Raw genomic sequence first — 25,550 nt, forward strand, 5'->3', positions numbered from 1 at the left:
AGATCAGGAGAGGAGCGTGGCGATCCCCGACGCCACGACCAGCAGCTTGACCACGGTCGCGAAGGTCGCGACGGGCACCCGGTCGGTCAGTGCACCGCCGAGCCGGTTGCCCACGATCGCGGCGAGGACCAGTACGGGCAGCGCAGGCCACAGGATGTCGGGCGGGACCCGCCCCTGCGCGCCGAGCAGGGCGAGCGACACCACGTTGGTCACGACGAAGTAGCCGGCGAAGTTCGCGACGAACTCGGCCGGGTCGAGCCGGCAGCGGTCGAGGAGCACCGCGACCGGGGGACCGTTGAGCGAGGTGGTCGTCGACAGGAAGCCGCCGATCAGCCCGGCCGCCGTCGTGCTCGGGGTCCCCGGCCGGAACCGCAGCCGGTCGCCCGCCAGCAGCAGGACGAGACCGATGACGGTGACGACCACGCCGGTGCCGGTCCGCAACGCCTGCTCGTCGAGGTACCCGACGACCGCGACGCCCGCCACGGCACCCGGCACCGCCCCGGCACCGAGCGCTGCCACCCGCCCGCGGTCGACCCGCCGGTGCAGGCGGAGCAGCACCGCGAACCTGGTGACCAGCGTGGCCGTCAGGTTGATCACGACGATCTGCGGCACGTCGTAGCCGATGAGCAGCAAGGCCGGGGTGGACACGAGCGACGCGGCGAACCCGGTCATCCCGCCGACCGTGGACGCCACGAGCAACGTCACCGCGCCGAGCGTCAGTTCGGTCATCACGTGCCGGGATCCTGCCCTCCACGGTCCCGGCTGCTCGCGCGGCAGGTGGTGGTGCCCCGCTCACCACGGACGAGGTGTGGCGACGACCCGCGTACCGACCCGGCCCCGGCGGGCCACCACAGGCACCGGTGGACCCGCCCGGCGCGGTTTACGCTGATCACGTGAGTGCCACCGCCGCTGACTCCACCGTGACCACGAACCCTGCGCCCGGGGACTTCGCCTCGCTCTCGCCGCGCACCGGCGCGGAGCTGGCGCGCTACCCCGTGCACGACGGCGAGCACGTTCGCGCCGCCGTCCGCCGGGCCGCCGACTCGGCGCAGTGGTGGGAGGGGCTCGGCTTCGCCGGGCGGCGCACCCGGCTCGCCGCCTGGAAGAAGGTGCTGGTCCAGCAGTTGGACCGGGTCGCGCGGGTGGTGGCCGACGAGACCGGCAAGCCGTTCGACGACGCCCGGCTCGAGGTCATCCTGGTGATCGACCACCTGGACTGGGCGGCCGGCAACGCCCGCAAGGTGCTGGGCAGGCAGTCGGTCTCGCCGGGTCTGCTGATGGCGAACCAGGCGGCGTCGGTGTCGTACCGGCCGTTCGGCGTCGTCGGCGTCATCGGGCCGTGGAACTACCCGATCTTCACCCCGATGGGCTCGATCGCCTACGCGCTCGCCGCCGGCAACACCGTCGTCTTCAAGCCCTCCGAGCTGACCCCGGGCGTCGGGTACGAGCTCGCCCGGACCCTCGCCGAGGCGGTCCCGGAGGTCGGCCGGTACCCGCTGCTGACGGTGGTCACCGGGTTCGGCGCGACCGGTGCCGAGCTGTGCCGCGCACCGGGGATCGGCAAGATCGCGTTCACCGGATCGGCGGCGACCGGGCGGCGGGTGATGGCCGCGTGCGCCGAGAACCTGGTCCCGGTGCTGATGGAGTGCGGTGGCAAGGACGCCCTGATCGTCGACGCCGACGCGGACCTGGATGCCGCCGCGGACGCCGCGGTCTGGGGCGGGATGTCGAACGCCGGCCAGACCTGCGTGGGTGTCGAGCGGGTCTACGTCGTCGAGTCGGTCGCCGGGCGCTTCCTGGAGAAGGTGCGGGCGGCCGCGTCGGTGCTGGAGGTCGGGTCGGCCACGAACGAGGGCCAGCTCGGGCCGATGACGATGCCGTCGCAGACCGAGGTCGTGCGTCGGCACGTCACCGACGCGCTGGACAAGGGCGGCCGGGCGATCGTCGGAGGGGCGGACTCGGTGCCGGCCGAGGGCGGCGCCATCTCGCCGGTGGTGATCGCGGACGTGCCGGAGGACTCGGTCGCCGTCACCGAGGAGACGTTCGGCCCGCTGGTCGTGGTGAACCGGGTGCCGGACGTCGACGAGGCGGTCCGCCGCGCCAACGCCACCGGCTACGGCCTCGGTGCGACAGTGTTCTCCGCGAAGCGCGGCGAGCAGATCGCACAGAAGCTGCGCACCGGGATGGTGTCGATCAACGCCGTCATCGCGTTCGCCGGGATCCCGTCGCTGCCGTTCGGCGGTGTGGGGGAGTCCGGGTTCGGCCGCATCCACGGCGCCGACGGACTCCGGGAGTTCGCACGTCCCCAGTCGGTGGCCCGCCAGCGGTTCGGGCTGCCGGTCGGCGTCACCAGCTTCCGGCGGACCGCGAAGGTCATGCAGACGATCGTCGGCGTCGTGAAGGCGCGGCACGGGCGCTGACGCGCCGAACCGTGGGTAGGCGGCCCGGCCGGGCCTGACCGCAAGGGTGGCGCGGGTCGCACGCGTCACCCACGGGTCGGGCGTCGATGGCAGGATCACGCGCGATCGGACGTCGAACAGTGGAGGTTTGCAGCGTGGCACGCGAGTTCCGGACGGTCGGCGTGGTCGGCCTGGGCACGATGGGCGCGGGGATCGTGGAGGTCTTCGCCCGCAACGGGCTCGAGGTGATCGCCGTCGAGGTCGACACGGCCGCCGGCGAGCGCGGCAGGGCCCACCTCGACGCCTCCACCGGACGCGCGATCGAGCGCGGCAAGCTCACCCGGGAACAGGCCGACGAGCTGCTCGGCCGCATCACGGTCAGCACCTCGCTGTCGGACCTGGCCCCGGCCCAGCTGGTCGTGGAGGCCATCCCGGAGAGCCTGGAGGCCAAGGCCGAGATCTTCGCCGCGGTCGACGCGGTGGTCGCCGAGGAGACCATCCTCTGCTCCAACACGTCGTCGCTGTCGGTGACCGAGCTGGCCGTGCGCACCAAGCGCCCCGGCAAGGTCGTCGGGATGCACTTCTTCAACCCGGCCCCGGTGCAGAAACTGGTCGAGGTGGTGCGCACCGTCGTCACCGAGCCCGACGTGATCTCCGACGTCGAGGCGTTCGCGGACTCGCTGGGCAAGGTCCCGGTGGTCATCGGCGACCGCGCGGGCTTCATCGCCAACGCGCTGCTGTTCGGCTACCTCAACCACGCGGCGAAGATGTACGCCGAGCGCTACGCCAGCCGCGAGGACCTCGACGCCGGCATGCGCTACGGCTGCGGCTACCCGATGGGCCCGCTGGCCCTGCTCGACCTCATCGGGCTGGACACCGCCTACGAGATCCTCGAGACGATGTACCGCGAGTCGCGCAACCTGATGCACGCGCCGAACCCGGTGTTCAAGCAGATGATCACCGCCGGGCTGCTCGGCCGGAAGACCGGGCGCGGCTTCTACACCTACGAGGCGCCGCACAGCTCGAGCGTGGTGCCCGACGGTGAGACGCCGTCGCCGGAGCTCCCCGAGGGCGTCACGCTGCGCGACGTCAGCCGGGTCGGTGTGGTCGGGACCGGCACGATGGCCTCGGGCATCGTCGAGGTCTTCGCCAAGGCCGGGTACGACGTCGTCGTCCGTGGCCGCAGCGAGTCCAAGGCCGACGGCTCGATCGGGACGGTGCGCAAGTCCCTGGACAAGGCGGTCGCCCGGGGCAAGCTGGAGGAGGCCGACCGCGACGCGGTCCTCGGCCGGATCACCGGCACCACGCGGCTCGAGGACATGGCCGACGTCGACCTGGTCGTCGAGGCGGTCGCCGAGGAGCTCGACGTCAAGCGGGCGATGTTCGGCGCGCTCGACGAGATCTGCAAGCCGGGCGCGATCCTCGCGACCACGACGTCGTCGCTGCCGGTCGTGGAGTGTGCCGCGGCCACCCAGCGGCCCGGCGACGTGATCGGCATGCACTTCTTCAACCCGGCGCCGGTCATGAAGCTGGTCGAGGTCGTCTCGACCATCGGCACCTCGCGCGACGTCGCCGCCACCGTGGTGGAGGTGACCAAGAAGCTGAAGAAGGTGCCGGTCCGGTGTGGTGACCGAGCCGGGTTCATCGTCAACGCGCTGCTGTTCCCGTACCTGAACGACGCGGTGAAGATGCTGGAGGCGCACTACGCGACCGCTGACGACATCGACGCCGCCATGAAGACCGGCTGTGCGCTGCCGATGGGACCGTTCGAGCTGCTCGACGTCGTCGGGCTCGACGTCTCGCTGGCGATCCAGCGCTCGCTGTACTCGGAGTTCCGCCAGTCGGGCTTCTCGCCGGCGCCGTTGCTGGACCACCTGGTGACCGCGGGCCGGCTCGGCCGCAAGGCCGGGCACGGGTTCCGGGACTACACCCGCAGCTGAGCGCGGCGCTGCTCCAGCGACACTGATCGGATGGCTCGCGGACGCCCGAGACGGCCTCGCCCCACGGAACGGGGGCGGGGCCGTCCCGCCGCGCCGCCGCTCGGCAGCGGGATGATCACGTCCCGGGAGAGCGGGCGGGACGGCGAGTGGAACGTCCGCCGGGTCCCCGGCGGGGCGTCGGTGAAGCCCTACCGGTGCCCGGGCTGCGACCAGCTGCTGCCGTCGGGGACGCCGCACGTGGTGGCGTGGCCCGCCGACGACTTCGGCGGGGTCGAGGACCGCAGGCACTGGCATCTGCCGTGCTGGAACGCCCGCGACCGCCGCCGCCCCGGTTTCCGCAGGCACTGACCGCCTGGGCTGCTGCCCCACAGCCGCAGCCACGGGCGATGGTCAGCGGCGGACGCCCTGCTCTGCGTACCGGTCCGGCCGGGGCGCGGGCGACGGGCGCCGGTCGGCGTCCGACGACGGCTCGGCCTGCTCCGGGACGTCGGTGAGCGAGGGACCGGACTCCAGGTCGCCGCCCTCGGTCTCGATCAGCGCCCGGGTGGCACGGAGCTGCTCGGCCACCTTCTCCCGCAGGCCGGTGAGCTGCTCGACGCGCCTGCGGGCCCGCTCGGTGGTCTCCTCGGCGTCCCGGCGGGCGTCGGCCCGGATCGACTCGGCCTCGGTGCGGGCCTCGTCCAGCGACCGCCGGATCTGCTCGTCGTTCTCCCGCCTCCGCCGGGTGAGCTCCTCGGTCAGCGCCTCCCGCTCCATGAGCAGGGCGCCGAGGGCCTCGCCGCGCCGCTGGTCCATCGCGATCCGGAAGTCGTGCTCGATCTGCTCGCGGTTCTCCCGGGCCTCGGTGTCCACGCGGGTGATCCGCTCGGTGACCGTGCGCTCCTGCTCGTCGAGCTCGCGAAGGGTGTTCTCGCGCTGCTCGGCCAGCGAGCGTTCGGTGGTGGAACGCTGCTCGGCGAGGTCGGCCTCGGTGCTGCTGCGGGCCTCGGCAAGCTCGGCCTCGGTGCTGCTGCGGGCCTCGGCGAGCTCGGTCTCGGTCCGCTCCCGCAGAGCGCCGAGCTCGCGCTCGATCCGGGCCTCCTTGGCGTCCAGCTCCTGGTCGCGCTGCTCGGCCTTGCGGTCCAGGTCGGCGCGGTACGCCTCGGCGTCCGCGGTGAGCTGCTCGGCGCGCGCACGGGCGTCCGCGATGACGATGCGGGCGTGATCCTCGGCCTGCCGGCGCTGGTCCGAGACCTCCCGGTCGGCCTTGGTGTGCATCTCGGCGACCTCGTCCTCGGCCAGCCGGAGCATCGAGCGCAGCCGCTCGCTCATGCCCTGGACGTTCTGCGGCGGGCCTGCGAGCCGGGTGTTCTGCTGCTGTATGGCCTCGGTCCGGGTTCGTGCGTCGTCCAGCTCGCGACCCAGCCGGGTGTTCTGCGCGACTGCGGCGTCCCGGTCGGCGGCCAGCATCCGCACCTCGGCATCGAGCCGGCGCAGGTGGCTGTCGACCTGCGCCTGGTCGTATCCGCGGCGCGTGATCGAGAAACCGGTCCGGGGTACGGGTACATCGTGGTCACCGGCCATGGGGGTCACCGTACCGTCGACCGCGTAGCACGGTCGTGAGATCGGCACCGAGCGTCACGATGTTCACCCGGAACCGGAAGAAGGACCCGTCTGTGTGACACGGACGGGCCCTCTCCACCCGGTCGGGTCTCGTCGTCAGACCCCGCGGAAGCGGTTGATGCCCTCGACGTGCTGCTCGCGCTTCTCCGGGTTCGACACGCCCAGGCCCTCCTCGGGAGCCAGCGCCAGCACGCCGACCTTGCCCTGGTGGGTGTTGCGGTGGACGTCGTGGGCGGCCTGGCCGGTCTCGGCCAGCGGGTACACCCGCGACAGCGTCGGGTGGATCATGCCCTTGGCGACGAGGCGGTTGGCCTCGAAGGCCTCGCGGTAGTTGGCGAAGTGCGAACCGACGATCCGCTTGAGGTTCATCCACAGGTACCGGTTGTCGAACTCGTGCATGTAGCCCGAGGTCGACGCGCAGGTGACGATCTGACCGCCCTTGCGGGCGACGTAGGTCGATGCGCCGAAGGTCTCCCGGCCGGGGTGCTCGAACACGATGTCCGGGTCCTCGCCGCCGGTGAGCTCGCGGATCCGGGCCCCGAGGCGCTTCCACTCCTTCGGGTCCTGGGTCTGCGGGTCGGACCAGAACTTGTAGTCCTCGGCATTGCGGTCGATGACCAGCTCGGCGCCCATCTTCCGGCAGATCTGGGCCTTCTCCTCCGAGGAGACCACGCAGACCGGGGTGGCGCCGCCGTTGAGCGCGAACTGGGTGGCGTAGGAGCCCAGGCCGCCGGAGGCGCCCCAGATCAGCACGACGTCGCCCTGCTTCATGTCGGCCCCGTTGCGCGAGACCAGCTGCCGGTAGGCGGTGGAGTTGACCAGACCGGGGGAGGCGGCCTCCTCCCAGGTGAGGTGGTCCGGCTTCGGCATCAGCTGGTTGGACTTCACCAGCGCCAGCTCGGCGAGGCCGCCGAAGTTGGTCTCGAAGCCCCAGATGCGCTGCTCCGGGTCCATCATCGTGTCCGAGTGCCCGTCCGGGCTCTCCAGCTCGACCGACAGGCAGTGCGCGACGACCTGGTCGCCGGCCTTCCACGCGTTCACCCCCGGACCGGTGCGCACGACGACACCGCTGAGGTCGGAGCCGACCACGTGGTAGGGCAGGTCGTGGCGCGCGGTCAGCGGCGACATCTTCCCGTAGCGCTTGAGGAAGTTGAACGTCGAGAGCGGCTCGAAGATCGAGGTCCAGACGGTGTTGTAGTTGATCGCGCTGGCCATGACGGCCACGAGTGCCTCACCGGGGCCGAGCTCGGGCACCGGGACGTCCTCGACGCGCAGGCTCTTGCGCGGGTCCTTCTCCTTGGTGGGCAGGCCCTCGAACATGTCGGCGTCCTCGGCCCGGACGGTGACGCCCTGGTAGGTCTCGGGGACCTCCAGGCCGCCGACGTCGGCGAACTGACCGGCGAGGATGGCGTCGCGGATGTCCTTCACTACTGGCCTCCGATGGCGACGTTGCTAGGGGAGTGTTGCGTGGGGCATTGACGGTGCGGCGGCATTGACCCTGATTGCTTGGGATACCGCAAGTTACTGCGTAGTATGCTAACCGCGCACCTCCGGTGGGCGTGATACCCGGACCGGGTTCGTGATCCATGACACCGGACGCGCGTACTGGCCGCCGGAGCGGGACGGGCCGCTCGCCGCGTCAGTGCGCCTCGGCGGCCGGCTCCACCAGCTCGACCAGTACCCCGCCCGCGTCCTTCGGGTGCACGAAGTTGACCTTCGAGTTCGACGTCCCGCGGCGCGGCTCGTCGTAGAGCAGGCGCAGGCCCTTCGCGCGCAGCGTGTCCGCCGCGGCCGCCACGTCGGTGACCCGGTAGGCGACCTGCTGCAGGCCGGGCCCGTTGCGGTCGATGAACTTCGCGATCGTCGAGTCCTCGTTCAGCGGCGCGAGCAGCTGCACCTTGGTGGCGCCCGCGGGCTCGCCCGGCGCGCCCAGCATCGCCTCGCGCACCCCCTGCTCGGTGTTGGTCTCCTCGTGCACGGAGACCAGGCCCAGGTGGTCGGCGTACCAGCGGATCGCCTCGTCCAGGTCGGGAACGGCGATGCCCACGTGATCCACGGCCACGACCAGGGTCGACAGGGCGTCCTCGGTTGTCGTCATGGAGGCAGAAGGTACCGGCTCTACTCGCGAGTAGGCTCATGTGCCGCTGGTCACCCCCACCGTTCGGTGCGCCCCGCGCCGCCGGGACGCGTGGGTATGGTGGCCGCCCACCTGCCATCGAAGCCTGCTGGAGGACCCGTGTCCGGAACCGTGATCGTCGCCGGCGCCCGTACGCCGATGGGCCGACTGCTCGGCTCGCTGAAGGGCTTCTCCGGAGCTCAGCTCGGTGGAGTCGCGATCAAGTCCGCGCTGGAGCGTGCGGGAGTCGCTCCGGACCAGGTGCAGTACACGATCATGGGTCAGGTGCTGACCGCCGGTGCCGGGCAGATCCCGGCGCGGCAGGCCGCCGTGGCCGCCGGCATCCCGATGGACGTCCCGGCCCTGACCATCAACAAGGTCTGCCTGTCCGGGATCGACGCCATCGCGCTGGCCGACCAGCTGATCCGTGCCGGTGAGTTCGACGTCGTCGTCGCCGGTGGGCAGGAGTCGATGACCCAGGCGCCGCACCTGCTGACCAAGTCCCGCGAGGGCACCAAGTTCGGCGACGCCACGCTCACCGACCACATGTCCTACGACGGTCTGTTCTGCGCGTTCGACCAGGTCGCGATGGGTGCCTCGACCGAGAAGTACAACGAGCGGTACAGCCTGACCCGCGAGGAGCAGGACGCGTTCGCCGCCCGCTCCCACCAGAACGCCGCCCGCGCCGCGCAGGACGGCACGTTCGAGCAGGAGATCGCCCCGGTCGAGATCCCTCAGCGCAAGGGCGACCCGGTCATCTTCGCCACCGACGAGGGCGTGCGTGGCGACACCACCGCCGAGGGCCTCGGCAAGCTGCGCCCGGCGTTCGCGGCCGACGGCACGATCACCGCGGGCTCCGCCTCGCAGATCTCCGACGGTGCCGCGGCGGTCGTCGTCATGAGCAAGGCCAAGGCCGAGGAGCTCGGGCTGGACTGGATCGCCGAGGTCGGTGCGCACAGCGTGGTCGCCGGTCCGGACGCCTCGCTGCACGAGCAGCCGGCCAACGCGATCGCCAAGGCCTGCGAGAAGGAGGGCATCCAGCCCGCCGACCTCGACCTCGTCGAGATCAACGAGGCCTTCGCCGCGGTGGGCATCGTCTCCACCCGCAAGCTGGGCATCGACGACGACAAGGTCAACGTCGACGGTGGTGCCATCGCGCTGGGCCACCCGATCGGCATGTCCGGTGCCCGGATCGCCCTGCACCTGGCGCTGGCCCTGAAGAACCGGGGCGGTGGCGTCGGTGCGGCCGCCCTGTGCGGTGGCGGCGGCCAGGGTGACGCCCTGATCGTCCGCGTGCCGAAGGCCTGATCCGGCCGGTACGTCGGACAGGAGGACCGCACCCGTGGCCGGACCGCCGCAGACCCACGAGCTGGTGGAGCGGGCGCGCGGCGGCGAGCAGCTCGCCGTCGCGCGGTTGATCTCGATGGTGGAGAACGCCGGCCCGCAGCTGCGGGAGGTCTCCGCCGCGCTGACCCCGCATGCCGGGCGGGCGCACGTGGTCGGCCTGACCGGGTCGCCGGGTGTCGGCAAGTCCACGTCGACCTCCGCCCTGATCACCGAGCTGCGCGCCCGCGACCGGCGGGTCGGGGTGCTGGCGGTGGACCCGTCGTCGCCGTTCAGCGGGGGCGCGCTGCTCGGTGACCGGGTCCGGATGGGTGAGCACGCCGGCGACGACGGTGTCTTCATCCGTTCCATGGCGACCCGCGGCCACCTCGGCGGGCTGTCCTGGGCCACGCCCCAGGCGCTGCGCGTGCTCGACGCCGCCGGCTGCGACGTGGTCGTGGTCGAGACGGTCGGCGTCGGCCAGTCCGAGGTGGAGATCGTGGGGCTGGCCGACAGCACGGTCGTGCTGCTCGCGCCCGGGATGGGCGACGGGATCCAGGCCGCGAAGGCGGGGATTCTCGAGATCGGCGACATCTTCGTGGTCAACAAGGCCGACCGTGACGGCGCCCGGCGGACCGTCCGCGAACTGCGGAACATGCTGCACCTGCGGGAGGGCGGCGGCGCGGACGCCTGGGACCCGCCGGTGCTGTCCACGGTCGCGTCCCGGGCCGAGGGCATCGACGCGCTCGCCGACGCCCTCGACGAGCACCTGGCCTGGGCCGACAAGTCCGGGGAGCGGGAGCGCCGGCGCCGCGAGCGGGCCCGGCGTGAGATCGAGGCGATCGGGATGGAGCAGGTGCGCACCCGGATGGAGCAGGTACACGGCGGGGATGCACTGGACGCGCTGACCGGACGGGTGCTCGCGGGCGAGCTCGACCCGTGGGCGGCCGCCGACGAACTGCTGGCGCAGTCGGGCTGAGCCGCCCGCCGGTGCGCGCCCACCTGTCACCGGCCGAGTTCGTCGAGGCGGGTGAGGGTGTGGACGGACCCGGTCCGCAACGCGAGCCGGCGCGCCCGGGAGGTCGCGGCCGCCGCGTCCTCGGTCCGCCCGGCCCCGTGCGCGGCGAGCGCCTCGAGCAGTGCCGCCTCCGTGCGGTCCCGGACGGAATGCTCGCCGCCCGCCTCGTGTCCGAGCTCGACCCACAGCGGGACCGGTGGTTCCTGCCGGTCGACCCGGCCCGGTGGAGCGGACTCCGCGTCCACGTCCCGCAGGAGGCGCTCCCGGCGCAGCCGGACGATCCCGGGCAGGTCCTCCCGGCCTGCCGGCACGGCGGCGTCACCGGCGAGCGTGTAGGCACGCCAGGCGCGGTCCGGGGCGCCCCGGTCGCGTTCCTGGTCGCCTGCCAGGAGCGCCGCGGTGGCGAGGAGGCCGGCCAGCCGCGTGGTGGTGGCGGGGTCGACGCAGTGTGTGAGGAGCTCCCGGAGCTGATCGACCTGAGCCGTCAGGGTGGCGTGCGCGGCCGCGGTGCCGAGCCGGTGGTCCAGGGCCGCGGTCGCGCGCAGCTGGTCCCGCAGCAGCGCCAGGCCGGCGTCGTCGACCGCGGCGGCCCGTCCGAGCGCGGCCCGGAGCAGATCGGCGCCGCCGTCGCCCGCCGGGGCGGCGGCCGGCTCCAGCCCCAGCTCGGCCGCCGGGCACCCGTAGAGCTCGGCCAGCAGTGCCCGGTGCTCCGGCGCGGGGGTCGCGTGCCCGTTCTCCCACCGCGACAGCTGCGTCTTGAGGCTGCCGGGACGCGCGGCGGCCCCCTCGTCGCGGGAGGCGAGCCCAGCGAGGCGCCGCGCCGCGTCCGACTGCGACCAACCGCGCTCCGTCCGTGCCGCGCGCAGGAGGGGGCCGGATCTCGCCGGGCCCGTCGACGCGGGGTCGTTTCCGTTCACGGCGCCGATTCTGTCGGTGGCCGGTCGTAGTGTCAACGGTGTTGCCGCAACATCCCGTCAACACTGTTCGGAGAGTGCTCGATGGACCTGTTCGACTACCTCGGTTGCGTCGCCCTGTCCGGCGCCTCCGGTGCCGTCGCGGGCTGGGCGACCGTGCGGCGCCTGTTGCGGGTGCCCGCGCCCCCACGCGGGTCGGTGATGCGCGACTGGCCCGGCCACGGGCACGGGGTACCGCCGCCGCCACGGCGCCCGGGCCGCCGGCGGCGCGATCGGCGCGACTGAGATGTGGCTACCGGTCGAAGTCGCCGGCCGAGCGGCGGACGGTGCGGAGCAGTGCCGTCAGCTGGTCCTGGCCCGCGTCGTCCAGGCCCGTGAGCCCGAAGTCGATGGCGGTGACCGCCACGGTCGCCTTCGCGAGCCGGTCGCGGCCCTCCGGGGTGAGCTCGACCAGCGTCGCGCGCCGGTCGGTCGGGTGCGGGAGGCGGCGGACCAGGCCGTCGCCCTGCAGCCGGTCGACGATGTTGGTGACGCTCGTCGGGTGCAGCTGCAGCCGCTCACCCATCACGCGCATCGGCAGGCTGCCCCGCCGGGCGAAGTCGAGCAGCACCAGTGCCTCGTAGCGGGCGAAGGTCAGCCCGAGCGGCTTCAACGCGCCGTCCACGTGGGACAGCAGGATCTGCTGGACACGCATCACGCTGGTGACCGCCGCCATCGTGCGCGACGGGCCGACCCGTTCCTCCCACAGATCGGCGGCGCGCTGGATCGGGTCGAAGGGGAGCGACCCGTGTGGTGCCATGGGGACGACGCTAGCAAGTGGCCCCAGGCCCTCCGCCGTTCGCGGGCGGGGAAACCACCGTGGCGCCGTGGCAGGGTGTCGGCATGCTCTTCGCGTTCAGCATCGCCCCCTCCGGTTCCGACGCCGGTGACGGCAGCGTCGGTGCCGCGGTCGCCGAGGCGGTACGGGTGGTCCGTGAGTCGGGACTGCCCAACGAGACCACGTCGATGTTCACCACGATCGAGTCCGAGACCTGGGACGAGGGGATGGCCGTCGTCAAGCGCGCCGTCGAGGCGGTCACCGCCGTCTCGCCGCGGGTCAGCCTGGTCCTCAAGGCCGACATCCGTCCGGGCCACCAGGGGCAGCTGCAGTCCAAGGTCGACCGGGTGGAGCAGCACCTGCGGGAGTCGGGCGCGTGAGTCCCGGGTCGGCAGGAGTCGTCCTGGTGCACGGCGCCTGGCACCGCGGCTCCTCGTGGGCGCCGGTCGTGACGGAGCTCGAGCGGGCCGGGGTGCCGGTGGCGGCGCCGGACCTGCCGTCCGACGGTCCGGAGGCGGGTCACGCCGAGCTGGTGGACCCGGTGCTCGCCGCGGCGGAGGGGCCGGTGGTGCTCGCGGGTCACTCGCTGGGTGGTCTGGTGGCGGCGGTCGCGGCCGGTCGCCTCGATCCCACCCGGGTCCGCGCCCTGGTCCTCGTCGCCGCGCTGGTCCCGGAGCCCGGCCGGTCCTATCTGGACCGGATGCGGGCCGAGCGCGACCTGATGGTCCCCGGCTACGACACCGGGGTGCTCCGGGGCGAGGGGATGGTGACCTACTGGCCGGACGCGGCGACGGCGGCGGCCGGGCTCTACCGCGGCGTCGCCGACGAACTCGCGGTGTCCGCCGACCGGGCTGCCCCGGCCGACCGGGCGGAGGCCGCGGTCGCCGCGGCGACCGCACGGATGCGCCCGCAGGACTGGACCGTGCTCAAGGAGGCGTGCCCGCTGAGCGTCTGGCCCGCCGTCCGGACGGTGTCGGTGATCTGCACCGGCGACCGTGTGGTGGATCCCGACGGCGCCCGCCGGGACGCGGCCCGGGTCGGGGCCGAGGTGGTCGAGTTCCCGGGCGGGCACTTCCCGATGCTCACCCGTCCCGGCGAGCTGGCGGACCTGCTGGCCCGGCTCGCCATCGGACCGGGTGTCCCGCCCGGCGGCTGAGCGAGCCCGGCCGGAGGGCCCGGAGACGACGACGGCCGGTGACGGAGATCGTCACCGGCCGTTCCGTGTGCCGCGCGGCACCGCCCGGGTTCCGGGCGCCACCTCGTCGTCAGGCGATGAGGCTGGTGAAGTGGTAGACGCCCACGAGGATCGCCACGAAGCCGACGATCATCCCGATCCGGCCCAGCTTCGCCATGTCCGGCTGGCGGAAGGCGAGGAAGCCGGTGACCAGGCCCGCGGCGCCCAGGACCCAGGCGAGCAGCGGCACCAGGAACCCGGCGATCAGGCCGAGGACACCCAGCGCCAGTGAGGCGTAGGCGAGGGTCGGCTTGGCAGCGGACTGAACGTTGCTCATCTTGTGGATTCCTCCGTCGCTCACCGGCATCGCGGTCCGGCGTACTCGCTCGTCTTCTCAGGGATTGCGTCGAGGGTGGCGGCACGGTGCCCGAACCGCCCCCGTCGGTCACACAGAGTCATCATCGATGCCCCGCACGATGTTCAACGAGCGACGGGGCCCGGTGATGCTCCGCCGGTCCGGTGATCGTGAACGCGTCGTCCGCGACATCGGAGCCCCGGTGTCACGCGTCCGCGTACGGGCGGGGCATGTCACAGCCGACACACGCTCGTGCCAGGATGGTCGGCGTGTCTCGCCCAGATCCTCGTCAGGCGGCCCAGCGTGGGGCGATGTCCTCGGCCATGGCCGGAGCGGTCGACCTCTCCGGCCTGAAGGCGCGTGCCGATTCGGCCAACAAACAGCCCGCGTCCGGCGGTGGCCCCGGTGCGGCCCCGGGCGGCGGTGGGGCCGCCGGTTCCTACGTCGTCGACGCCACCGAGGCGGGATTCCAGGACGAGGTCCTGGAGCCGTCGATGCAGGTCCCGGTCGTCGTCGAACTGTGGGCGAGCCGCTACCCGCGCGAGGAGCAGCTCTCCGCCGAGCTCGAGCGGCTGGCCTCCACCGGTGGTGGCGCCTGGCAGCTCGCCCGGGTCGACATCGACACCCAGCCGCGGATCGCGCAGGCCTTCCGGGTGCAGCAGGTTCCGATGCTGGTCGTGCTCGTCGGTGGTCAGCCGGTGGACGCGGTCAACGGTGCCGTCCCCGACGACCAGGCCGCCGAGTGGGTCCGCTCGCTGCTCGACGCGCTGCGCGAGCGGATGCCGGCGATCGCCGAGGGCGAGCAGCGTGCCGCCGCCGAGGGCTCCGACGAGCCGGTCGAGGAGCCCGAGGACACCCGCTTCACCGCGGCCGAGGACGCCCTCGAGCAGGGTGACTACGCCGCCGCGGAGACCGCCTACCAGGCCATCCTGGACGTCGAGCCGGCCAACGAGCAGGCCAAGGCGGCGCTGGCCCAGGTGAAGTTCCTCGCCCGCGCGGAGCAGGCCGACCCGTCCGCGATCGAGCGTGCCGACGCGGACCCGGACGACCTCGACGCCCAGCTCACCGCGGCCGACGCCGAGATGGCGGCGGACCGGGTCGAGGCAGCCTTCACCCGGCTGGTGAACACCGTCGGCCGCACCGCCGGCGACGACCGGGACCGGGCCCGCGGGCATCTCGTCGGCCTGTTCGAGCTGTTCCCCGCGGACGACCAGCGGGTCAGCACCGCGCGCCGCGCGCTCGCCCGTGCGCTGTTCTGACCCGGCGACCACGGTGCCCCGGACAATGACGGCGCCCACGACGACGCCGGTGTCTCCGACGATGCCGGTGCCTCGACGATGACGGTGCCTACGACGACGCCGGTGTCTCCGACGGTGCCGGTGCCTACGACGATGACGGTGCCTGCCCGGCCCGGGCCGTGAGCGACCGGCCGGACATCGGGGCCAGGGCCCACCGGGTCGTCCGGGCCGCCGCGCCGGTCGTCGTCGTGGCTGCCCTGCTGACCTCGGCGCTGCTGTTCGCGTTCGGGGATCCGCCACTGCTGCGCTGGATCCCCTCGCCGGACGTCGCCGCGATGCACGTCGACTTCGACACCTTCTGGCACTCGGCGCACGCCCTCGCCGTCCAGGGCGCCGGCAGCGCCGCGATCTACGAGACCGGTGCCCGGCTGCACAATCTCAATCCGCCGTTGCTCTCGGTGGTGCTCGTCCCGTTCGGGATGCTGGATCCGGTCACCGCGTACCGGCTGTTCACGGCGCTGTCGGTGGTCCTCGTCGTCGGCGCTATCGGTGTCCTCTGCCGGGAGACCGGGATCGGCCGGATCTGGACGGTGCTCGCCCTCGGCGGTGTGCTGATGTCCTCGCCGCTGCACGGGGCCCTGCTGCTCGGCCAGATCTACCCACTGCTGCTCGCCGGTCTGGTCGCCGGCTGGCTCGCCGAGCGCCGGGGACACCCGTACGTCGCCGCCGCCTGCTACGGCGTCACGGTGGCGTTGAAGCCGTCGCTGGCGCCCCTGCTGCTCCTGCCCGCCGCGCAGCGCCGGTGGCGGCCGTTCCTCGCCGGGATCGCGGCCGCGGCGCTGGCCACGCTCGCCGGGGTGGCGGTCGCGGGATGGCCGACCGCGTGGCAGTGGCTGGCCATGGTGCTCGCCGAGCCGGTCGGGCCGACCCCCGACAACGCGTCGCTGCCCGGTCTCGCGCTGCGCTGGGGCCTGCCCACCGTCGTCGGCACGTTCGCCGGCGGGATGCTGCTGACAGGCACCCTCGTCCACCTCGCCCGCCGCACCGCCCGGTACGGATGCACCGCGGCGGCCGGCACCGACCCGGCGGGGCCTGCGCCGTTCGCGGTCCTCGCGACCGGACTGCTCGCGGCGCCGATCTCCTGGCACAACTACCTGCTGCTACTCGTGCCCGGACTCCTGGTCCTGGCCGCGTCCGGCAGGCCGGGAGACACCCGCAGACGGGTCGTGGCGGCGATCCTGGCGCTGGCGGTCGTGCCGGTGAGCTGGGCGGGCCTCTGGCCGGACGGCAACCCGCTCACCCCTGTGGCGCACGCCCTCTACACCGCCGTGCTGCTCGCGACCTGGTGGTCACTACTCCGCTCGTCGACCGTTCGTCCACCGCTCACCGACCCGAACGGCCAGAAAGGTCCAGCACCTTTCCGCTCTGCGGAAGGAGTCTCCCCTACTTTCGGCTAGGTCGGTCACACTCCCGGCCACCCGCGAGCGAGGAGGCCAGTGGTGACCGACGCATCCCGGAGCGGGGTGGCTGCCGGCGGAGCGCCGGGCAGCGCTGGCCGCAGCAGCTGGGTCGCTCCGCTCTGCTGGTCCGCGGTGGCGCTGGAAGGCTTCGACCTGGTCGTCCTCGGCGTCGTGCTGCCCTCCCTGCTCGACGAGCCGAGTTGGGGGCTCGACCCCGCCACCGCGTCGCTGGTCACGACCGCCGGTCTGCTCGGCGTGCTGGTCGGCGCCCTGTCCGCGGGGCCGATGGCCGACCGGTTCGGTCGCCGCAGAACCATGCTGATCACGGTCGTGGCGTTCTCGGTCCTCAGCCTGGGGTGCGCGTTCGCGACCGGCCCGTGGAGCTTCGGCGCGTTGCGCTTCCTGGCGGGCCTCGGCCTCGGTGGCGTGCTGCCGGTGGCCATCGCGCTGGTCAACGAGCACGGTCGCCCCGGGCGCGGCGGCAGCGCCACGACGATTCTCATGACCGGCTACCACGTGGGCGCGGTGGCGACGTCGCTGCTGGGCATCGGGGTGATCCCGGCGTTCGGCTGGCAGTGGATGTTCGTGCTCGGCTCGGTGCCCGCGCTGGTCCTGGTGCCGATGCTGGCGAGGTTCCTGCCCGCCGACGCCCCGGCCACGGTCCCGGCCGGTGGCACGGGCGCGCGTCCGGTGACCCGCAACCCGATCGCTCAGCTGGTCAAGGACGGGTACCTGCCGTCGTCGATCGCGTTCTGGATCGCGTCGTTCATGGGGCTGCTGCTGGTGTACGGCCTCAACACCTGGCTGCCGCAGATCATGCGGGCCGCCGGATACGGGCTCGGCGCGGCGCTGTCGCAGCTGCTCGTCCTCAACGTCGGCGCGGTGCTCGGCCTGCTGGTCGCGGGCCGGGTCGCGGACCGGATCGGCCTGCGGCCGGCGACCGTCGGCTGGTTCTGCGCCGCGACGGTGTTCCTGGCGCTGCTCGCCGTCCGGATGCCGGGGATCGGCATCTACGTGGGCGTCCTGCTGGCCGGCGTGTTCGTGTTCAGCTCCCAGGTGCTGGTCTACGCCTACATCAGCCGGCACTACCCGGCCCACGCACGGGCCTCCGCGATCGGTGTCGCCAGCGGTATCGGCCGGCTCGGCGCGATCACCGGTCCCGTGCTCGGCGGGCTCCTGCTGCAGGCCGGGGTCGCCTACCCGTGGGGCTTCTTCGCCTTCGCCGCGGTCGCGGCGCTGGGTGCGGTCGCCGTCCTGTGCGTCCGGCACGCCGACGCCGGGGTGGCGGAGCATCGATGAGCAGGCGGCAGAAGGAGCGCGCGGTGGGACCGTCATCCGGGACGATGCGCCGAGGGGTCCGGCCGTGAACCGCCGCTGGGAGGACCCGGCCGACCCGGCCGACGGTCCGCTGCGGACCAGCGCCCGCCCTCGGCCGGAGCGGTGCCGGTCGCCGGAGCCCACGGTGTGGGGGAGATTCGGTCATGCCCCGGAGGAGACCCGCGAGACCTGCTCCCCGGCGCGCTCCGGCCCACCGGCGCCGCCGACCGTCCGGGCTCTGGACCGGGACCGGGTTCTGGAGTCCTGACCGGCCTCAGGCAGGCCCGCCGTCGCGGCGGCCGAACCAGGCCGGGGCGTCCCACCGCGGTCCGGCGCCGCTGCCGAGATCGGAGAGGGTGTCCTCCAACGCGGCGATCCGGTCCGCCCCGACCGCCTCGGCCCGCTGGTTGCGCAGCCGATCGAGGATGTCCGCGGACCGGGCAAGCAGATCGTGGCCGCGCGGGCTGAGCCGGACCACCTTCCGGCGGGAGTCCGCCGGGTCGACCGCCCGCACCAGGTAGTCCTGCTCCTCCAGCACGGCGATCGTCCGCCCCGCGGCCTGCTTGGTGACCCCGAGCGCCCTGGCCAGCTCGACGGCGGTGGTGCCGTCCGGGCCGACGGCCTGCAGCACGAACCCGTGCATCGGCCGGGCATCCCCGTGCCCGACGCCGGCGAGCTCGTCGTGCAGCTCGTCGACCAGCTCCTGGAACACGCGCAGCAGGAGGAGGGGCAGGGCGTGCCCGGGCCTCGACGAATTCGACAACGTGGTTTACCTTCTACGAAGTGGTCAACGATGTTGTCGAGTCTAGGAGGTAGTGCGGTGAACGTGATCCGAGCGCTCGAGCGGCGTGTCGTCGAGACGCCGAACGCCGTGATGACGACCTTCGCCTCACCCGCGCTGGGCGGGGCGGCCCGCTCGCTGTGGCAGGTCCGGATGGTGCCCGGCGCGACCGGGCCCTGGCACCGGATGAGCGGCGACCAGGTCTGGACCGTCCTCGACGGTGGCGCCACCGTCGAGTCCGCCGACGGGCACACGGTGCTGGGTGCGGGGGACACCGCGGTGCTGCCGGCCGGCGAGTTGCGCCGGCTGGTCGCCGATCCGGGTGCCGGGCTGACCGCGGTGGTCACCGGCGACGGTGACGCCCGGGCCGGGCTCGCCGACGGCACCGACCGCGGCGTCCCCGAGTGGATCGCCTGACCGGCGGCGGGCACGGCCTCAGTCGGCCGAGGCGCTCCCGGTCTCCGAACCACCCGTACCGGACGTCCCGGTGACGAACGAGCCGTTGCGGACCGCCCGCGCCCCGAGGGTTCCCGGCGCGGGACTGACGCTCGTCGACACCGGCTCGGTCGGGGAGGCAGCGCTCTCCGGGGCCGAGGCATCGTCCGGAGAGGTGGTGGCGTCCGGATAGGCGGCGTCGTCCACGGGCGCGGCGGCGGTACCGGACGGCGAAGCCGGGGCCACCGCGCGGAAGCCGTCGTCCGGGGTGACCGGCGCCTCGACGTCGGTGTCCTCCGGCTCGGCGGGAAGCTCGCCGACCGGCAGCGGCGGCGGAACGGAACCGGACGCGGCGGCCGGGGTGGACGTCACCGGACCACCGGTCTCCTCCGGCACCAGCCACAGCACCCCCGACGGAGGCAGCCGCAGCACCGCCGACGCCGGCTGACCGTGCCACATCCGCTGTTCGGCCCGCACCCGGCCGAGGTTCCCGACGCCCGAGCCGCCGTAGCCGGAGGCGTCGGTGTTGACCAGCTCGGTCCAGGTCCCGGCGAACGGCAGGCCGACCCGGTAGTCCTCACGCGGGGAGCCGGAGAAGTTCGCGACGCAGGCCAGGACGGTCGGCCGGCCCTCGGCGTCGACACCGTGGCGCAGGAAGGAGAACACGTTCCCGGTGGCGTCGTTGGCGTCGATCCAGGCGAACCCGTCCGGGGTGGTGTCCTTCGACCAGAGGGCCGACTGCGCCCGGTAGGCCGAGTTCAGGTCGCCGAGCAGCGTGGTGATGCCGCCGTGCAGCGGGTCCTCCTGCAGGTGCCAGTCCAGCGAGCGCTGCTCGGACCACTCCCGGGGCTGGCCGAACTCGCCACCCATGAACAGCAGCTGCTTGCCGGGATGGGCCCACATGTAGGCGAGCAGGGCGCGCACGCCGGCGGCCTTGTTCCAGTCGTCGCCGGGCATCCGGGTCCACAGCGACCCCTTGCCGTGCACGACCTCGTCGTGACTGATCGGCAGCATGTAGTTCTCGCTGAACGCGTACATCAGGGAGAACGTCATCTGGTTGTGGTGGAAGCTGCGGTGGATGGGGTCACGCCCGGTGTAGTCGAGCGTGTCGTGCATCCAGCCCATGTTCCACTTGAGCCCGAAGCCCAGCCCGCCCATGTAGGTGGGCCGGGTGACGCCCGGCCAGGCGGTGGACTCCTCGGCGATCGTGACCACGCCGGGGTGCTCCCGGTAGACGGTCGCGTTCATCTCCTGCAGGAACGCCACCGCGTCGAGGTTCTCCCGGCCGCCGTGCACGTTCGGCAGCCACTGGCCGTCGGCCCGGGAGTAGTCCAGGTAGAGCATCGAGGCGACGGCGTCGACCCGCAGCCCGTCGATGTGGAACGACTCCAGCCAGTACAGCGCGTTGGCGACGAGGAAGTTGCGGACCTCGTTGCGGCCGAAGTCGAAGACGAGCGTGCCCCAGTCGGGCTGCTCACCGCGGCGCGGGTCGGCGTGCTCGTAGCAGGCGGTGCCGTCGAACCGGGCCAGCGCCCACTCGTCGCGCGGGAAGTGCGCGGGCACCCAGTCCACGATGACGCCGTAGCCGGCCCGGTGCAGCCGGTCGACGAAGTACCGGAAATCGTCCGGGGTGCCGAACCGCGAGGTCGGCGCGTAGTACGAGGTGACCTGGTAGCCCCAGGACCCACCGAACGGGTGCTCGGCCACCGGCAGCAGCTCGACGTGGGTGAACCCGGTGTCGTCCAGGTAGTGGACGAGCCGGTCGGCGATCTCCCGGTAGTTCAGGCCGGGCACCCACGAACCGAGGTGCATCTCGTAGACGCTCATCGGTTCGGAGTGCGCCTCACGTCCGGCGCGGGCCGTCATCCACTCCTGGTCGTTCCACCGGTGGACGTCGCGGGTCACGACCGACGACGTCTGCGGCGGGATCTCGGTCGCGAACGCCATCGGGTCGGCCTTGTCCCGCCAGCGGCCGTCCGGGCCGAGGACCCGGAACTTGTACCGGGACCCGATGCCGACGCCGGGCAGGAAGATCTCCCAGACCCCGGAGGTCCCCAGCGAGCGCATCGGCAGCGTCCAGCCGGCCCAGCCGTCGAAGTCGCCGGTGACGCGGAGGCCCCGGGCGTTCGGCGCCCAGACCGCGAAGCTGGTCCCGGAGACGGTGCCGGAGGCGGTGTCGTAGTCGCGGACGTGCGCGCCGAGCACGTCCCAGAGCCGCTCGTGCCGTCCCTCGCCGATGAGGTGCAGGTCCATGTCGCCGAGCGTCGGGAGCCAGCGGTACGGGTCGTCGACGACCTGCCCCGCGGTGTCGTCGCTGCCCTGGCGCACCAGCAGCCGGTAGTCACCGCCCGAGCCGGGGACGACGCCGGAGAACAGCCCGGCGTCGTGCACCTTGGTCAGCTCGTGGGCCAGCTCACGTTCCCCGTTGGGCAGCACGGCGACCGAGGTGGCCTGCGGTCGCAGGACGCGGATCAGGGTCCCCTCGGCGTGCGGGTGGGCGCCGAGCACCGCGTGCGGGTCGTGGTGCGCACCGCCCAGGAGCCGGTCGGTCGTCGCCTGGTCAGGGGCGTGAGCGTCGATCGCGCGGGTCTCCTCGGGGGTCACCTGCGGAACCGTACTAAGGGTGAGCGACGCTCGCCGACCGCGGTCGAGGACCGTTGCCGGATCGCATCCGGGCGCGCTCGCCGGCGCACCCGGGACGCCGGTCACCAGGGTGCACGGGTCCGGGCGCGTTGACACCCGACATCCGAACGACGAGGGTGAATTGGCGAACGATCGTTAAGTTGGGAGTGCGTGTGATCAGGACCCGGTTCACCGAGGAATTCGGCGTGGAGCACCCGGTCGTCCAGGGCGGTATGCAGTGGGTGGGCAGGGCCCCGCTGGTCGCCGCGGTGGCGAACTCCGGTGCGCTCGGGTTCATCACGGCGCTGACCCAGCCGACACCGGAGGACCTGGCGAAGGAGATCGCGCGCTGCCGCGAGCTCACCGACCGGCCGTTCGGGGTGAACCTGACGATCCTCCCGGCGATCACTCCGCCGCCGTACGCCGAGTACCGGCAGGCGATCATCGACGCGGGTGTGCCGATCGTGGAGACCGCCGGGTCGAACCCGATCGAGCACCTGGAGCACTTCCACACGCACGGGATCAAGGTCATCCACAAGTGCACGAGCGTGCGGCACGCGGTCAAGGCCGAGTCGCTCGGTGTCGACGCGGTGAGCATCGACGGTTTCGAGTGCGCCGGGCACCCCGGTGAGGACGACATCCCCGGCCTGGTGCTGATCCCGGCCGCGGCGGACCGGCTGTCCATCCCGATGCTCGCCTCCGGCGGGTTCGCCGACGCCCGCGGGCTGGTGGCGGCGCTCGCCCTCGGTGCGGACGGGATCAACATGGGGACCCGGTTCATGGCGACCGTCGAGTCCGGGATCCACCAGAACGTGAAGGACCGGCTCGTCGAGGCGGGCGAGCGGGACACCCAGCTGATCTTCCGGCAGCTGCGTAACACGTCCCGGGTGGCCGACAACGCGGTGAGCCGCGAGGTCGTGGAGCGGTTGAACGACGGCGCGGCCTTCGAGGACGTCCGCGAGCTCGTCGCGGGCGCCCGCGGCGTGGGCGTCTACGAGAGCGGGGACCTCGACGCCGGCATCTGGTCCGCCGGGATGGTGCAGGGGCTCATCAACGACATCCCCACCTGCGACGAGCTGGTCACCCGGATCGTCCGGGAAGCCGCCGGGATCATCCGGAACCGGCTCGGGGGCGCGCTCGTGGAACCCGCACCGGTGGCCGCAGGCTGAGGTGCCGGGCCGCCGTGACCGCGCCCCCTCGAACGCGTCTATCCCGAGACCTCGGCGAGCACCTCCCGAATGACGCGTGCGGTGTCCCGCGGTGACTGCTCCGGAAAGAAGTGTCCACCGCTGACGGTGGAGCCCCGGACGTTCTGACAGCGACCGGCCCACTCGGCCTCGATGTCGAACAGCCCCTTCAACAACCCGTCGGCGCCCCAGATGGGAAAGGTCGGGCAGGTGAGCCGGACGTCGAGATCGGCCGCGTCGTGCTCCAGGTCGATCGTGGCCCCCGCGCGGTAGTCCGCGCACGAGGCGTGGATCATCGCCGGGTCCCGCCATGCCCGTCGGTATGCTGCCAGTTGTTCCGCGCCGTAGCCGTCCTCCAGTGACACACCTCCGTTGGCCACGAGACAGTTCTCGAAGTAGTAGTCGGGGTCCGCCCCGATCAAACGCTCCGGGAACGGCTCGGGTAGCGGAAGGAAGTACCACTGCCAGTACTGCGCCGCACGGGCGCGGTCGACGTCGTGATACATCGCCCAGGTCGGCACGACGTCGCAGGGGATCAACGCGGTGATCCTCTCCGGCGCGTCGAGAGCCATTCGATGGGCGACCCGGCCACCGCGGTCGTGGCCGGCGACAGCGAAATTCCGGAACCCCAGCTCCGACATCACGAGCAACTGGTCATTGCTCATGTTGCGGAAGCTGTAGGTCTCGCCGTCGTCATGCGGCTTGGTCGAGCGGCCGTATCCACGGAGGTCGGAAACGACGACGGTGAAGTCACCGGCGAGTGACTCGGCGGCACCGGCCCACTGCTCGAGACATTGTGGGTAGCCGTGCAGCAGCAGCAACGGCGGCCCCGTCCCGCCGACCATGCAGTTGATCCGCACGTCCGGCACGGCGATCTCGTGGTGAGTGAATCCGGCGAACACGAAGTCCTCCTCGTGGGTGCCCGGCACGGCATCCGTGGCGAGCGCGTCGGCGAAGCATCGCTGGTACCTGCCCGCCGCAGGTCAGTGGTTCGGCACCGGCACGTCCACCGGTCGCGCGATGTGCCGGCCGACGGCGTGCCCGGATTCGGCGAGCAGGCGCTCCCACTCGTCGTTGGCGCTACTGCGGAGATCGGCGAGCGCATCGTCCACGCTCACGTACCCGCGCACATCGACGGCGTCGCACGCGGCAGGGAACCGCCCGTCGTGGGCTGCGGGGTCGGCGACGATCTGAAGGTGTTCGGTCGTCCTTTCCGCTGCCGCGGACGAACCCTCGCTCAGTGTCCGCAGGAGATCGTCGCGTCGTCCACCCGGGGCCGTTCGCCACAACGTCATCAGGACGATCCGGCCGGTGGCCGGCCACGACGTGCCCTCGATCAGGTGCTGCTCGCCGAGCACGCCGCAGAACCGTGTCTTGTCGACGAAAGCTCGTTCATCGGCCTGTACGGTGTCGCGGAAGATGTCGGAGCTGAAAGAAGCATCCATCTCGTCGACGGAGTCGAAGACGAGTGCCGAACAGGCGTCGAACCCGGGGTAGGGGAGTAGAGGTCGCCCGTCGGTCAGTATCGCCGGAAACTGAACGTAACGGCGAAGGCCGGGCAGGCGCGAGGCGACGTCGGCGTGCTGCGAGCGCCAGTGGGACTGGAACTCCTCGAAGCCGGATCCGGCCCGGCGAGGTGCCATACCCAAACGAACGATCATCGTATCTCCGGTGTCGGCATAGTGATCACGGGGCGGATTCGGCACAGCGCTGCACGCCGGTCTTGAAACCGGCATGCTTCTTCTCGGCGGCGTCGAGTTCGGCGCGGTAGCGACCGTAGAACGCTTCCGCGTCCGCCCCGTCTGCCGCGACCTGCTCGCGCCACTCGGCATCGAGAGCGGCCTTTCCCCGCTCCTTGATCGTGTTCGACTCGGCCTCCGCCAGCACGTGGACGTCGCCGCCCGACTGCTTCACCGCCTCGCAGGACGTCTTGTCGCCCGCGACATCGAACTCGGCGACCTTGGCCGGCGCTTCCGCGCTGACCTCCCGGAAGATCGCCTGCTGCTCAGGGGTCAGTGAGCGCCACTTCTCCTGGCTCATCGCCAGGGCGTTCACGGAGGAGACCCCGATACCGAGGTCGGTGAAGTGCTGGGCGACCTCGGGGAAGTGGAGTGCGCCCGCGAAGCTGAACGGAATGCCGTAGACACCGTCGACCAGACCTCGCTCCATCGAGCCGTAGATCTCGGCGAGCTCGATGTTGATGAGGTTCGCACCGACCGACTGCAGGACCTGGCTCCCGCGGTCGGTCGCGCGCAGCCGCATACCGTCGAGGTCCGCCGCGGTCCTGATCGGCTTGTTGGTCGCCAGGGCGCTCGACGTGCCGATCGACCAGGCCAGCGGAGTCAGTCCCTGGCCGTGCCACTCCTCGGCCAGAACACCGCTCTCGTCGCTGGACAGGGTGCCGAGAGCCTCGGCGACGGCCGAGGGGTTGGAACTCTCGAACGGCAGCTCACCCACGCTCGAGAGCGGGTACTTCCCCGGGTAGACGGTCGGCAACACCTGAGCGATGTCGGCGCGCCCGTCCCGGAGACCCTCTGTCGTCTCGGTCGCCTTCAGGAGCGTGGCGTCCCAGTAACGTTCGAATGTGACGCTACCTCCGGATCGTGCCTCGACCTCGTCGAGCCACCAGGTCCACAGCTCACCGATAGGCGTCTTCTCGCCTGCCATGTAGGAGAATCGCAAGGTCGTGGTGCCCGTGTCACCGCCCGCGCCGCCCGCGCCGCCCGTGCCGCATCCGGCGAGAGCGAGGGCGGCCGCGGTCGCGACCAACGCGACCAGAGTGCGACCGGCTCGTCCGGTTCGAATCACAGTGTGCCTTTCGTGTTCGGTGGTGCCGGTCGTGTTCGGTGGTG

26 protein-coding genes are annotated in these 25,550 nt (G+C 72.4%); 14 read left to right on the forward strand and 12 right to left on the reverse strand.

All coding sequences use genetic code 11. The features are described 5' to 3' along the window. Nucleotides 1–3 precede the first annotated feature (3 nt). The gene (locus JOF36_RS09165) at nucleotides 4–729 is read right to left on the reverse strand and encodes a sulfite exporter TauE/SafE family protein (protein WP_245350741.1); all 726 of its coding nucleotides are present in this window, start codon (nucleotides 727–729) and stop codon (nucleotides 4–6) included. A 164-nt stretch (nucleotides 730–893) separates the two neighbouring features. Here JOF36_RS09165 and JOF36_RS09170 point away from each other — a divergent pair, with 164 nt between their 5' ends. From JOF36_RS09170 to JOF36_RS09180, 3 genes are all read left to right on the forward strand, one after another. Continuing rightward, nucleotides 894–2,420 (forward strand): aldehyde dehydrogenase family protein, encoded by a 1,527-nt coding sequence (locus JOF36_RS09170; protein ID WP_307862286.1) that lies wholly within the window; start codon nucleotides 894–896, stop codon nucleotides 2,418–2,420. Nucleotides 2,421–2,554: 134 nt separating this feature from the next. Next, nucleotides 2,555–4,339, forward strand: coding sequence for a 3-hydroxyacyl-CoA dehydrogenase family protein (locus JOF36_RS09175; protein ID WP_210026157.1), 1,785 nt, complete (start codon nucleotides 2,555–2,557; stop codon nucleotides 4,337–4,339). A 111-nt stretch (nucleotides 4,340–4,450) separates the two neighbouring features. Continuing rightward, nucleotides 4,451–4,687: an Rv1322 family protein gene (locus JOF36_RS09180; RefSeq protein WP_210026159.1), complete on the forward strand. Its 237-nt coding sequence runs from the start codon at nucleotides 4,451–4,453 to the stop codon at nucleotides 4,685–4,687. 42 nt (nucleotides 4,688–4,729) lie between these two features. Here the strand turns inward: JOF36_RS09180 and JOF36_RS09185 are convergent, their stop codons facing one another. The 3 genes from JOF36_RS09185 to mce all read right to left on the reverse strand — a co-directional run bounded on the left by JOF36_RS09185 (nucleotide 4,730) and on the right by mce (nucleotide 8,039). Next, nucleotides 4,730–5,902 (reverse strand): hypothetical protein, encoded by a 1,173-nt coding sequence (locus JOF36_RS09185; RefSeq protein WP_210026160.1) that lies wholly within the window; start codon nucleotides 5,900–5,902, stop codon nucleotides 4,730–4,732. Between the two features lie 135 nt (nucleotides 5,903–6,037). Beyond that, nucleotides 6,038–7,369 (reverse strand): crotonyl-CoA carboxylase/reductase, encoded by a 1,332-nt coding sequence (ccrA, locus tag JOF36_RS09190; protein WP_210026161.1) that lies wholly within the window; start codon nucleotides 7,367–7,369, stop codon nucleotides 6,038–6,040. A 211-nt stretch (nucleotides 7,370–7,580) separates the two neighbouring features. Further along, entirely contained in the window at nucleotides 7,581–8,039 is a 459-nt protein-coding gene (gene mce / locus JOF36_RS09195; RefSeq protein ID WP_210026162.1) for a methylmalonyl-CoA epimerase, read from the reverse strand. Between the two features lie 138 nt (nucleotides 8,040–8,177). Between mce and JOF36_RS09200 the strand changes: the two genes are divergently transcribed. Beyond that, nucleotides 8,178–9,365 (forward strand): acetyl-CoA C-acetyltransferase, encoded by a 1,188-nt coding sequence (locus JOF36_RS09200; protein WP_210026163.1) that lies wholly within the window; start codon nucleotides 8,178–8,180, stop codon nucleotides 9,363–9,365. A gap of 34 nt (nucleotides 9,366–9,399) precedes the next feature. Next, nucleotides 9,400–10,359 (forward strand): methylmalonyl Co-A mutase-associated GTPase MeaB, encoded by a 960-nt coding sequence (gene meaB / locus JOF36_RS09205; RefSeq protein WP_210026165.1) that lies wholly within the window; start codon nucleotides 9,400–9,402, stop codon nucleotides 10,357–10,359. A gap of 26 nt (nucleotides 10,360–10,385) precedes the next feature. Here meaB and JOF36_RS09210 read toward each other — a convergent pair whose 3' ends face one another. Further along, entirely contained in the window at nucleotides 10,386–11,315 is a 930-nt protein-coding gene (locus JOF36_RS09210) for a helix-turn-helix domain-containing protein (RefSeq protein ID WP_210026166.1), read from the reverse strand. An 81-nt stretch (nucleotides 11,316–11,396) separates the two neighbouring features. Here JOF36_RS09210 and JOF36_RS09215 point away from each other — a divergent pair, with 81 nt between their 5' ends. Beyond that, nucleotides 11,397–11,597 carry a hypothetical protein gene (locus tag JOF36_RS09215; RefSeq protein WP_210026167.1) on the forward strand — a complete coding sequence of 67 codons (201 nt, stop codon included), beginning with the start codon at nucleotides 11,397–11,399 and terminating at the stop codon, nucleotides 11,595–11,597. Between the two features lie 7 nt (nucleotides 11,598–11,604). Here the strand turns inward: JOF36_RS09215 and JOF36_RS09220 are convergent, their stop codons facing one another. Then, nucleotides 11,605–12,111, reverse strand: coding sequence for a MarR family winged helix-turn-helix transcriptional regulator (locus JOF36_RS09220; protein WP_210026168.1), 507 nt, complete (start codon nucleotides 12,109–12,111; stop codon nucleotides 11,605–11,607). A gap of 83 nt (nucleotides 12,112–12,194) precedes the next feature. On the opposite strand from JOF36_RS09220, the gene JOF36_RS09225 reads away from it, so the two are divergent. Both JOF36_RS09225 and JOF36_RS09230 read left to right on the forward strand, forming a co-directional pair. Then, entirely contained in the window at nucleotides 12,195–12,509 is a 315-nt protein-coding gene (locus tag JOF36_RS09225; protein WP_210026169.1) for a thiamine-binding protein, read from the forward strand. Then, a complete protein-coding gene (locus tag JOF36_RS09230; RefSeq protein WP_210026170.1) occupies nucleotides 12,506–13,285 on the forward strand; it encodes an alpha/beta fold hydrolase in 780 nt (259 codons plus the stop codon). Before JOF36_RS09225 ends, JOF36_RS09230 begins: the two co-directional genes overlap by 4 nt. 109 nt (nucleotides 13,286–13,394) lie before the next feature. Here JOF36_RS09230 and JOF36_RS09235 read toward each other — a convergent pair whose 3' ends face one another. Beyond that, nucleotides 13,395–13,640 (reverse strand): hypothetical protein, encoded by a 246-nt coding sequence (locus JOF36_RS09235; RefSeq protein ID WP_210026171.1) that lies wholly within the window; start codon nucleotides 13,638–13,640, stop codon nucleotides 13,395–13,397. A 329-nt stretch (nucleotides 13,641–13,969) separates the two neighbouring features. On the opposite strand from JOF36_RS09235, the gene JOF36_RS09240 reads away from it, so the two are divergent. From JOF36_RS09240 to JOF36_RS09255, 4 genes are all read left to right on the forward strand, one after another. Beyond that, nucleotides 13,970–14,917 carry a tetratricopeptide repeat protein gene (locus JOF36_RS09240; protein WP_245350743.1) on the forward strand — a complete coding sequence of 316 codons (948 nt, stop codon included), beginning with the start codon at nucleotides 13,970–13,972 and terminating at the stop codon, nucleotides 14,915–14,917. A 158-nt stretch (nucleotides 14,918–15,075) separates the two neighbouring features. Further along, a complete protein-coding gene (locus tag JOF36_RS09245) occupies nucleotides 15,076–16,353 on the forward strand; it encodes a glycosyltransferase family 87 protein (protein ID WP_210026173.1) in 1,278 nt (425 codons plus the stop codon). Between the two features lie 42 nt (nucleotides 16,354–16,395). After that, nucleotides 16,396–17,655, forward strand: a complete 1,260-nt coding sequence (locus tag JOF36_RS09250; RefSeq protein ID WP_210026175.1) for an MFS transporter — start codon at nucleotides 16,396–16,398, stop codon at nucleotides 17,653–17,655. A gap of 64 nt (nucleotides 17,656–17,719) precedes the next feature. Beyond that, the gene (locus tag JOF36_RS09255; RefSeq protein ID WP_210026177.1) at nucleotides 17,720–17,941 is read left to right on the forward strand and encodes a hypothetical protein; all 222 of its coding nucleotides are present in this window, start codon (nucleotides 17,720–17,722) and stop codon (nucleotides 17,939–17,941) included. 6 nt (nucleotides 17,942–17,947) lie between these two features. Here the strand turns inward: JOF36_RS09255 and JOF36_RS09260 are convergent, their stop codons facing one another. Continuing rightward, a complete protein-coding gene (locus JOF36_RS09260) occupies nucleotides 17,948–18,436 on the reverse strand; it encodes a MarR family winged helix-turn-helix transcriptional regulator (protein ID WP_210026179.1) in 489 nt (162 codons plus the stop codon). A 57-nt stretch (nucleotides 18,437–18,493) separates the two neighbouring features. On the opposite strand from JOF36_RS09260, the gene JOF36_RS38750 reads away from it, so the two are divergent. Beyond that, on the forward strand, nucleotides 18,494–18,871 hold the full coding sequence (locus JOF36_RS38750; RefSeq protein ID WP_210026181.1) for a cupin domain-containing protein: 378 nt from the start codon (nucleotides 18,494–18,496) through the stop codon (nucleotides 18,869–18,871). A gap of 18 nt (nucleotides 18,872–18,889) precedes the next feature. Here JOF36_RS38750 and glgB read toward each other — a convergent pair whose 3' ends face one another. Further along, nucleotides 18,890–21,493: a 1,4-alpha-glucan branching protein GlgB gene (gene glgB / locus JOF36_RS09270; protein ID WP_307862287.1), complete on the reverse strand. Its 2,604-nt coding sequence runs from the start codon at nucleotides 21,491–21,493 to the stop codon at nucleotides 18,890–18,892. Nucleotides 21,494–21,684: 191 nt separating this feature from the next. Between glgB and JOF36_RS09275 the strand changes: the two genes are divergently transcribed. Then, entirely contained in the window at nucleotides 21,685–22,680 is a 996-nt protein-coding gene (locus JOF36_RS09275; RefSeq protein ID WP_210026182.1) for an NAD(P)H-dependent flavin oxidoreductase, read from the forward strand. Nucleotides 22,681–22,718: 38 nt separating this feature from the next. On the opposite strand, the gene JOF36_RS09280 is transcribed toward JOF36_RS09275, so the two are convergent. The 3 genes from JOF36_RS09280 to dctP are packed head-to-tail and all read right to left on the reverse strand — an operon-like array spanning nucleotide 22,719 to nucleotide 25,467. Then, the gene (locus tag JOF36_RS09280; RefSeq protein ID WP_210026184.1) at nucleotides 22,719–23,627 is read right to left on the reverse strand and encodes an alpha/beta fold hydrolase; all 909 of its coding nucleotides are present in this window, start codon (nucleotides 23,625–23,627) and stop codon (nucleotides 22,719–22,721) included. A gap of 54 nt (nucleotides 23,628–23,681) precedes the next feature. Beyond that, nucleotides 23,682–24,404: an EthD domain-containing protein gene (locus tag JOF36_RS09285; protein WP_210026186.1), complete on the reverse strand. Its 723-nt coding sequence runs from the start codon at nucleotides 24,402–24,404 to the stop codon at nucleotides 23,682–23,684. Next, nucleotides 24,385–25,467 (reverse strand): TRAP transporter substrate-binding protein DctP, encoded by a 1,083-nt coding sequence (gene dctP, locus JOF36_RS09290; protein ID WP_210026187.1) that lies wholly within the window; start codon nucleotides 25,465–25,467, stop codon nucleotides 24,385–24,387. The genes JOF36_RS09285 and dctP overlap by 20 nt, the downstream gene beginning before the upstream one ends. Nucleotides 25,468–25,550: the final 83 nt, after the last annotated feature.

Origin of the sequence: Pseudonocardia parietis, from assembly GCF_017876315.1 — a bacterium.
Classification (GTDB): Bacteria; Actinomycetota; Actinomycetes; order Mycobacteriales; family Pseudonocardiaceae; genus Pseudonocardia; species Pseudonocardia parietis.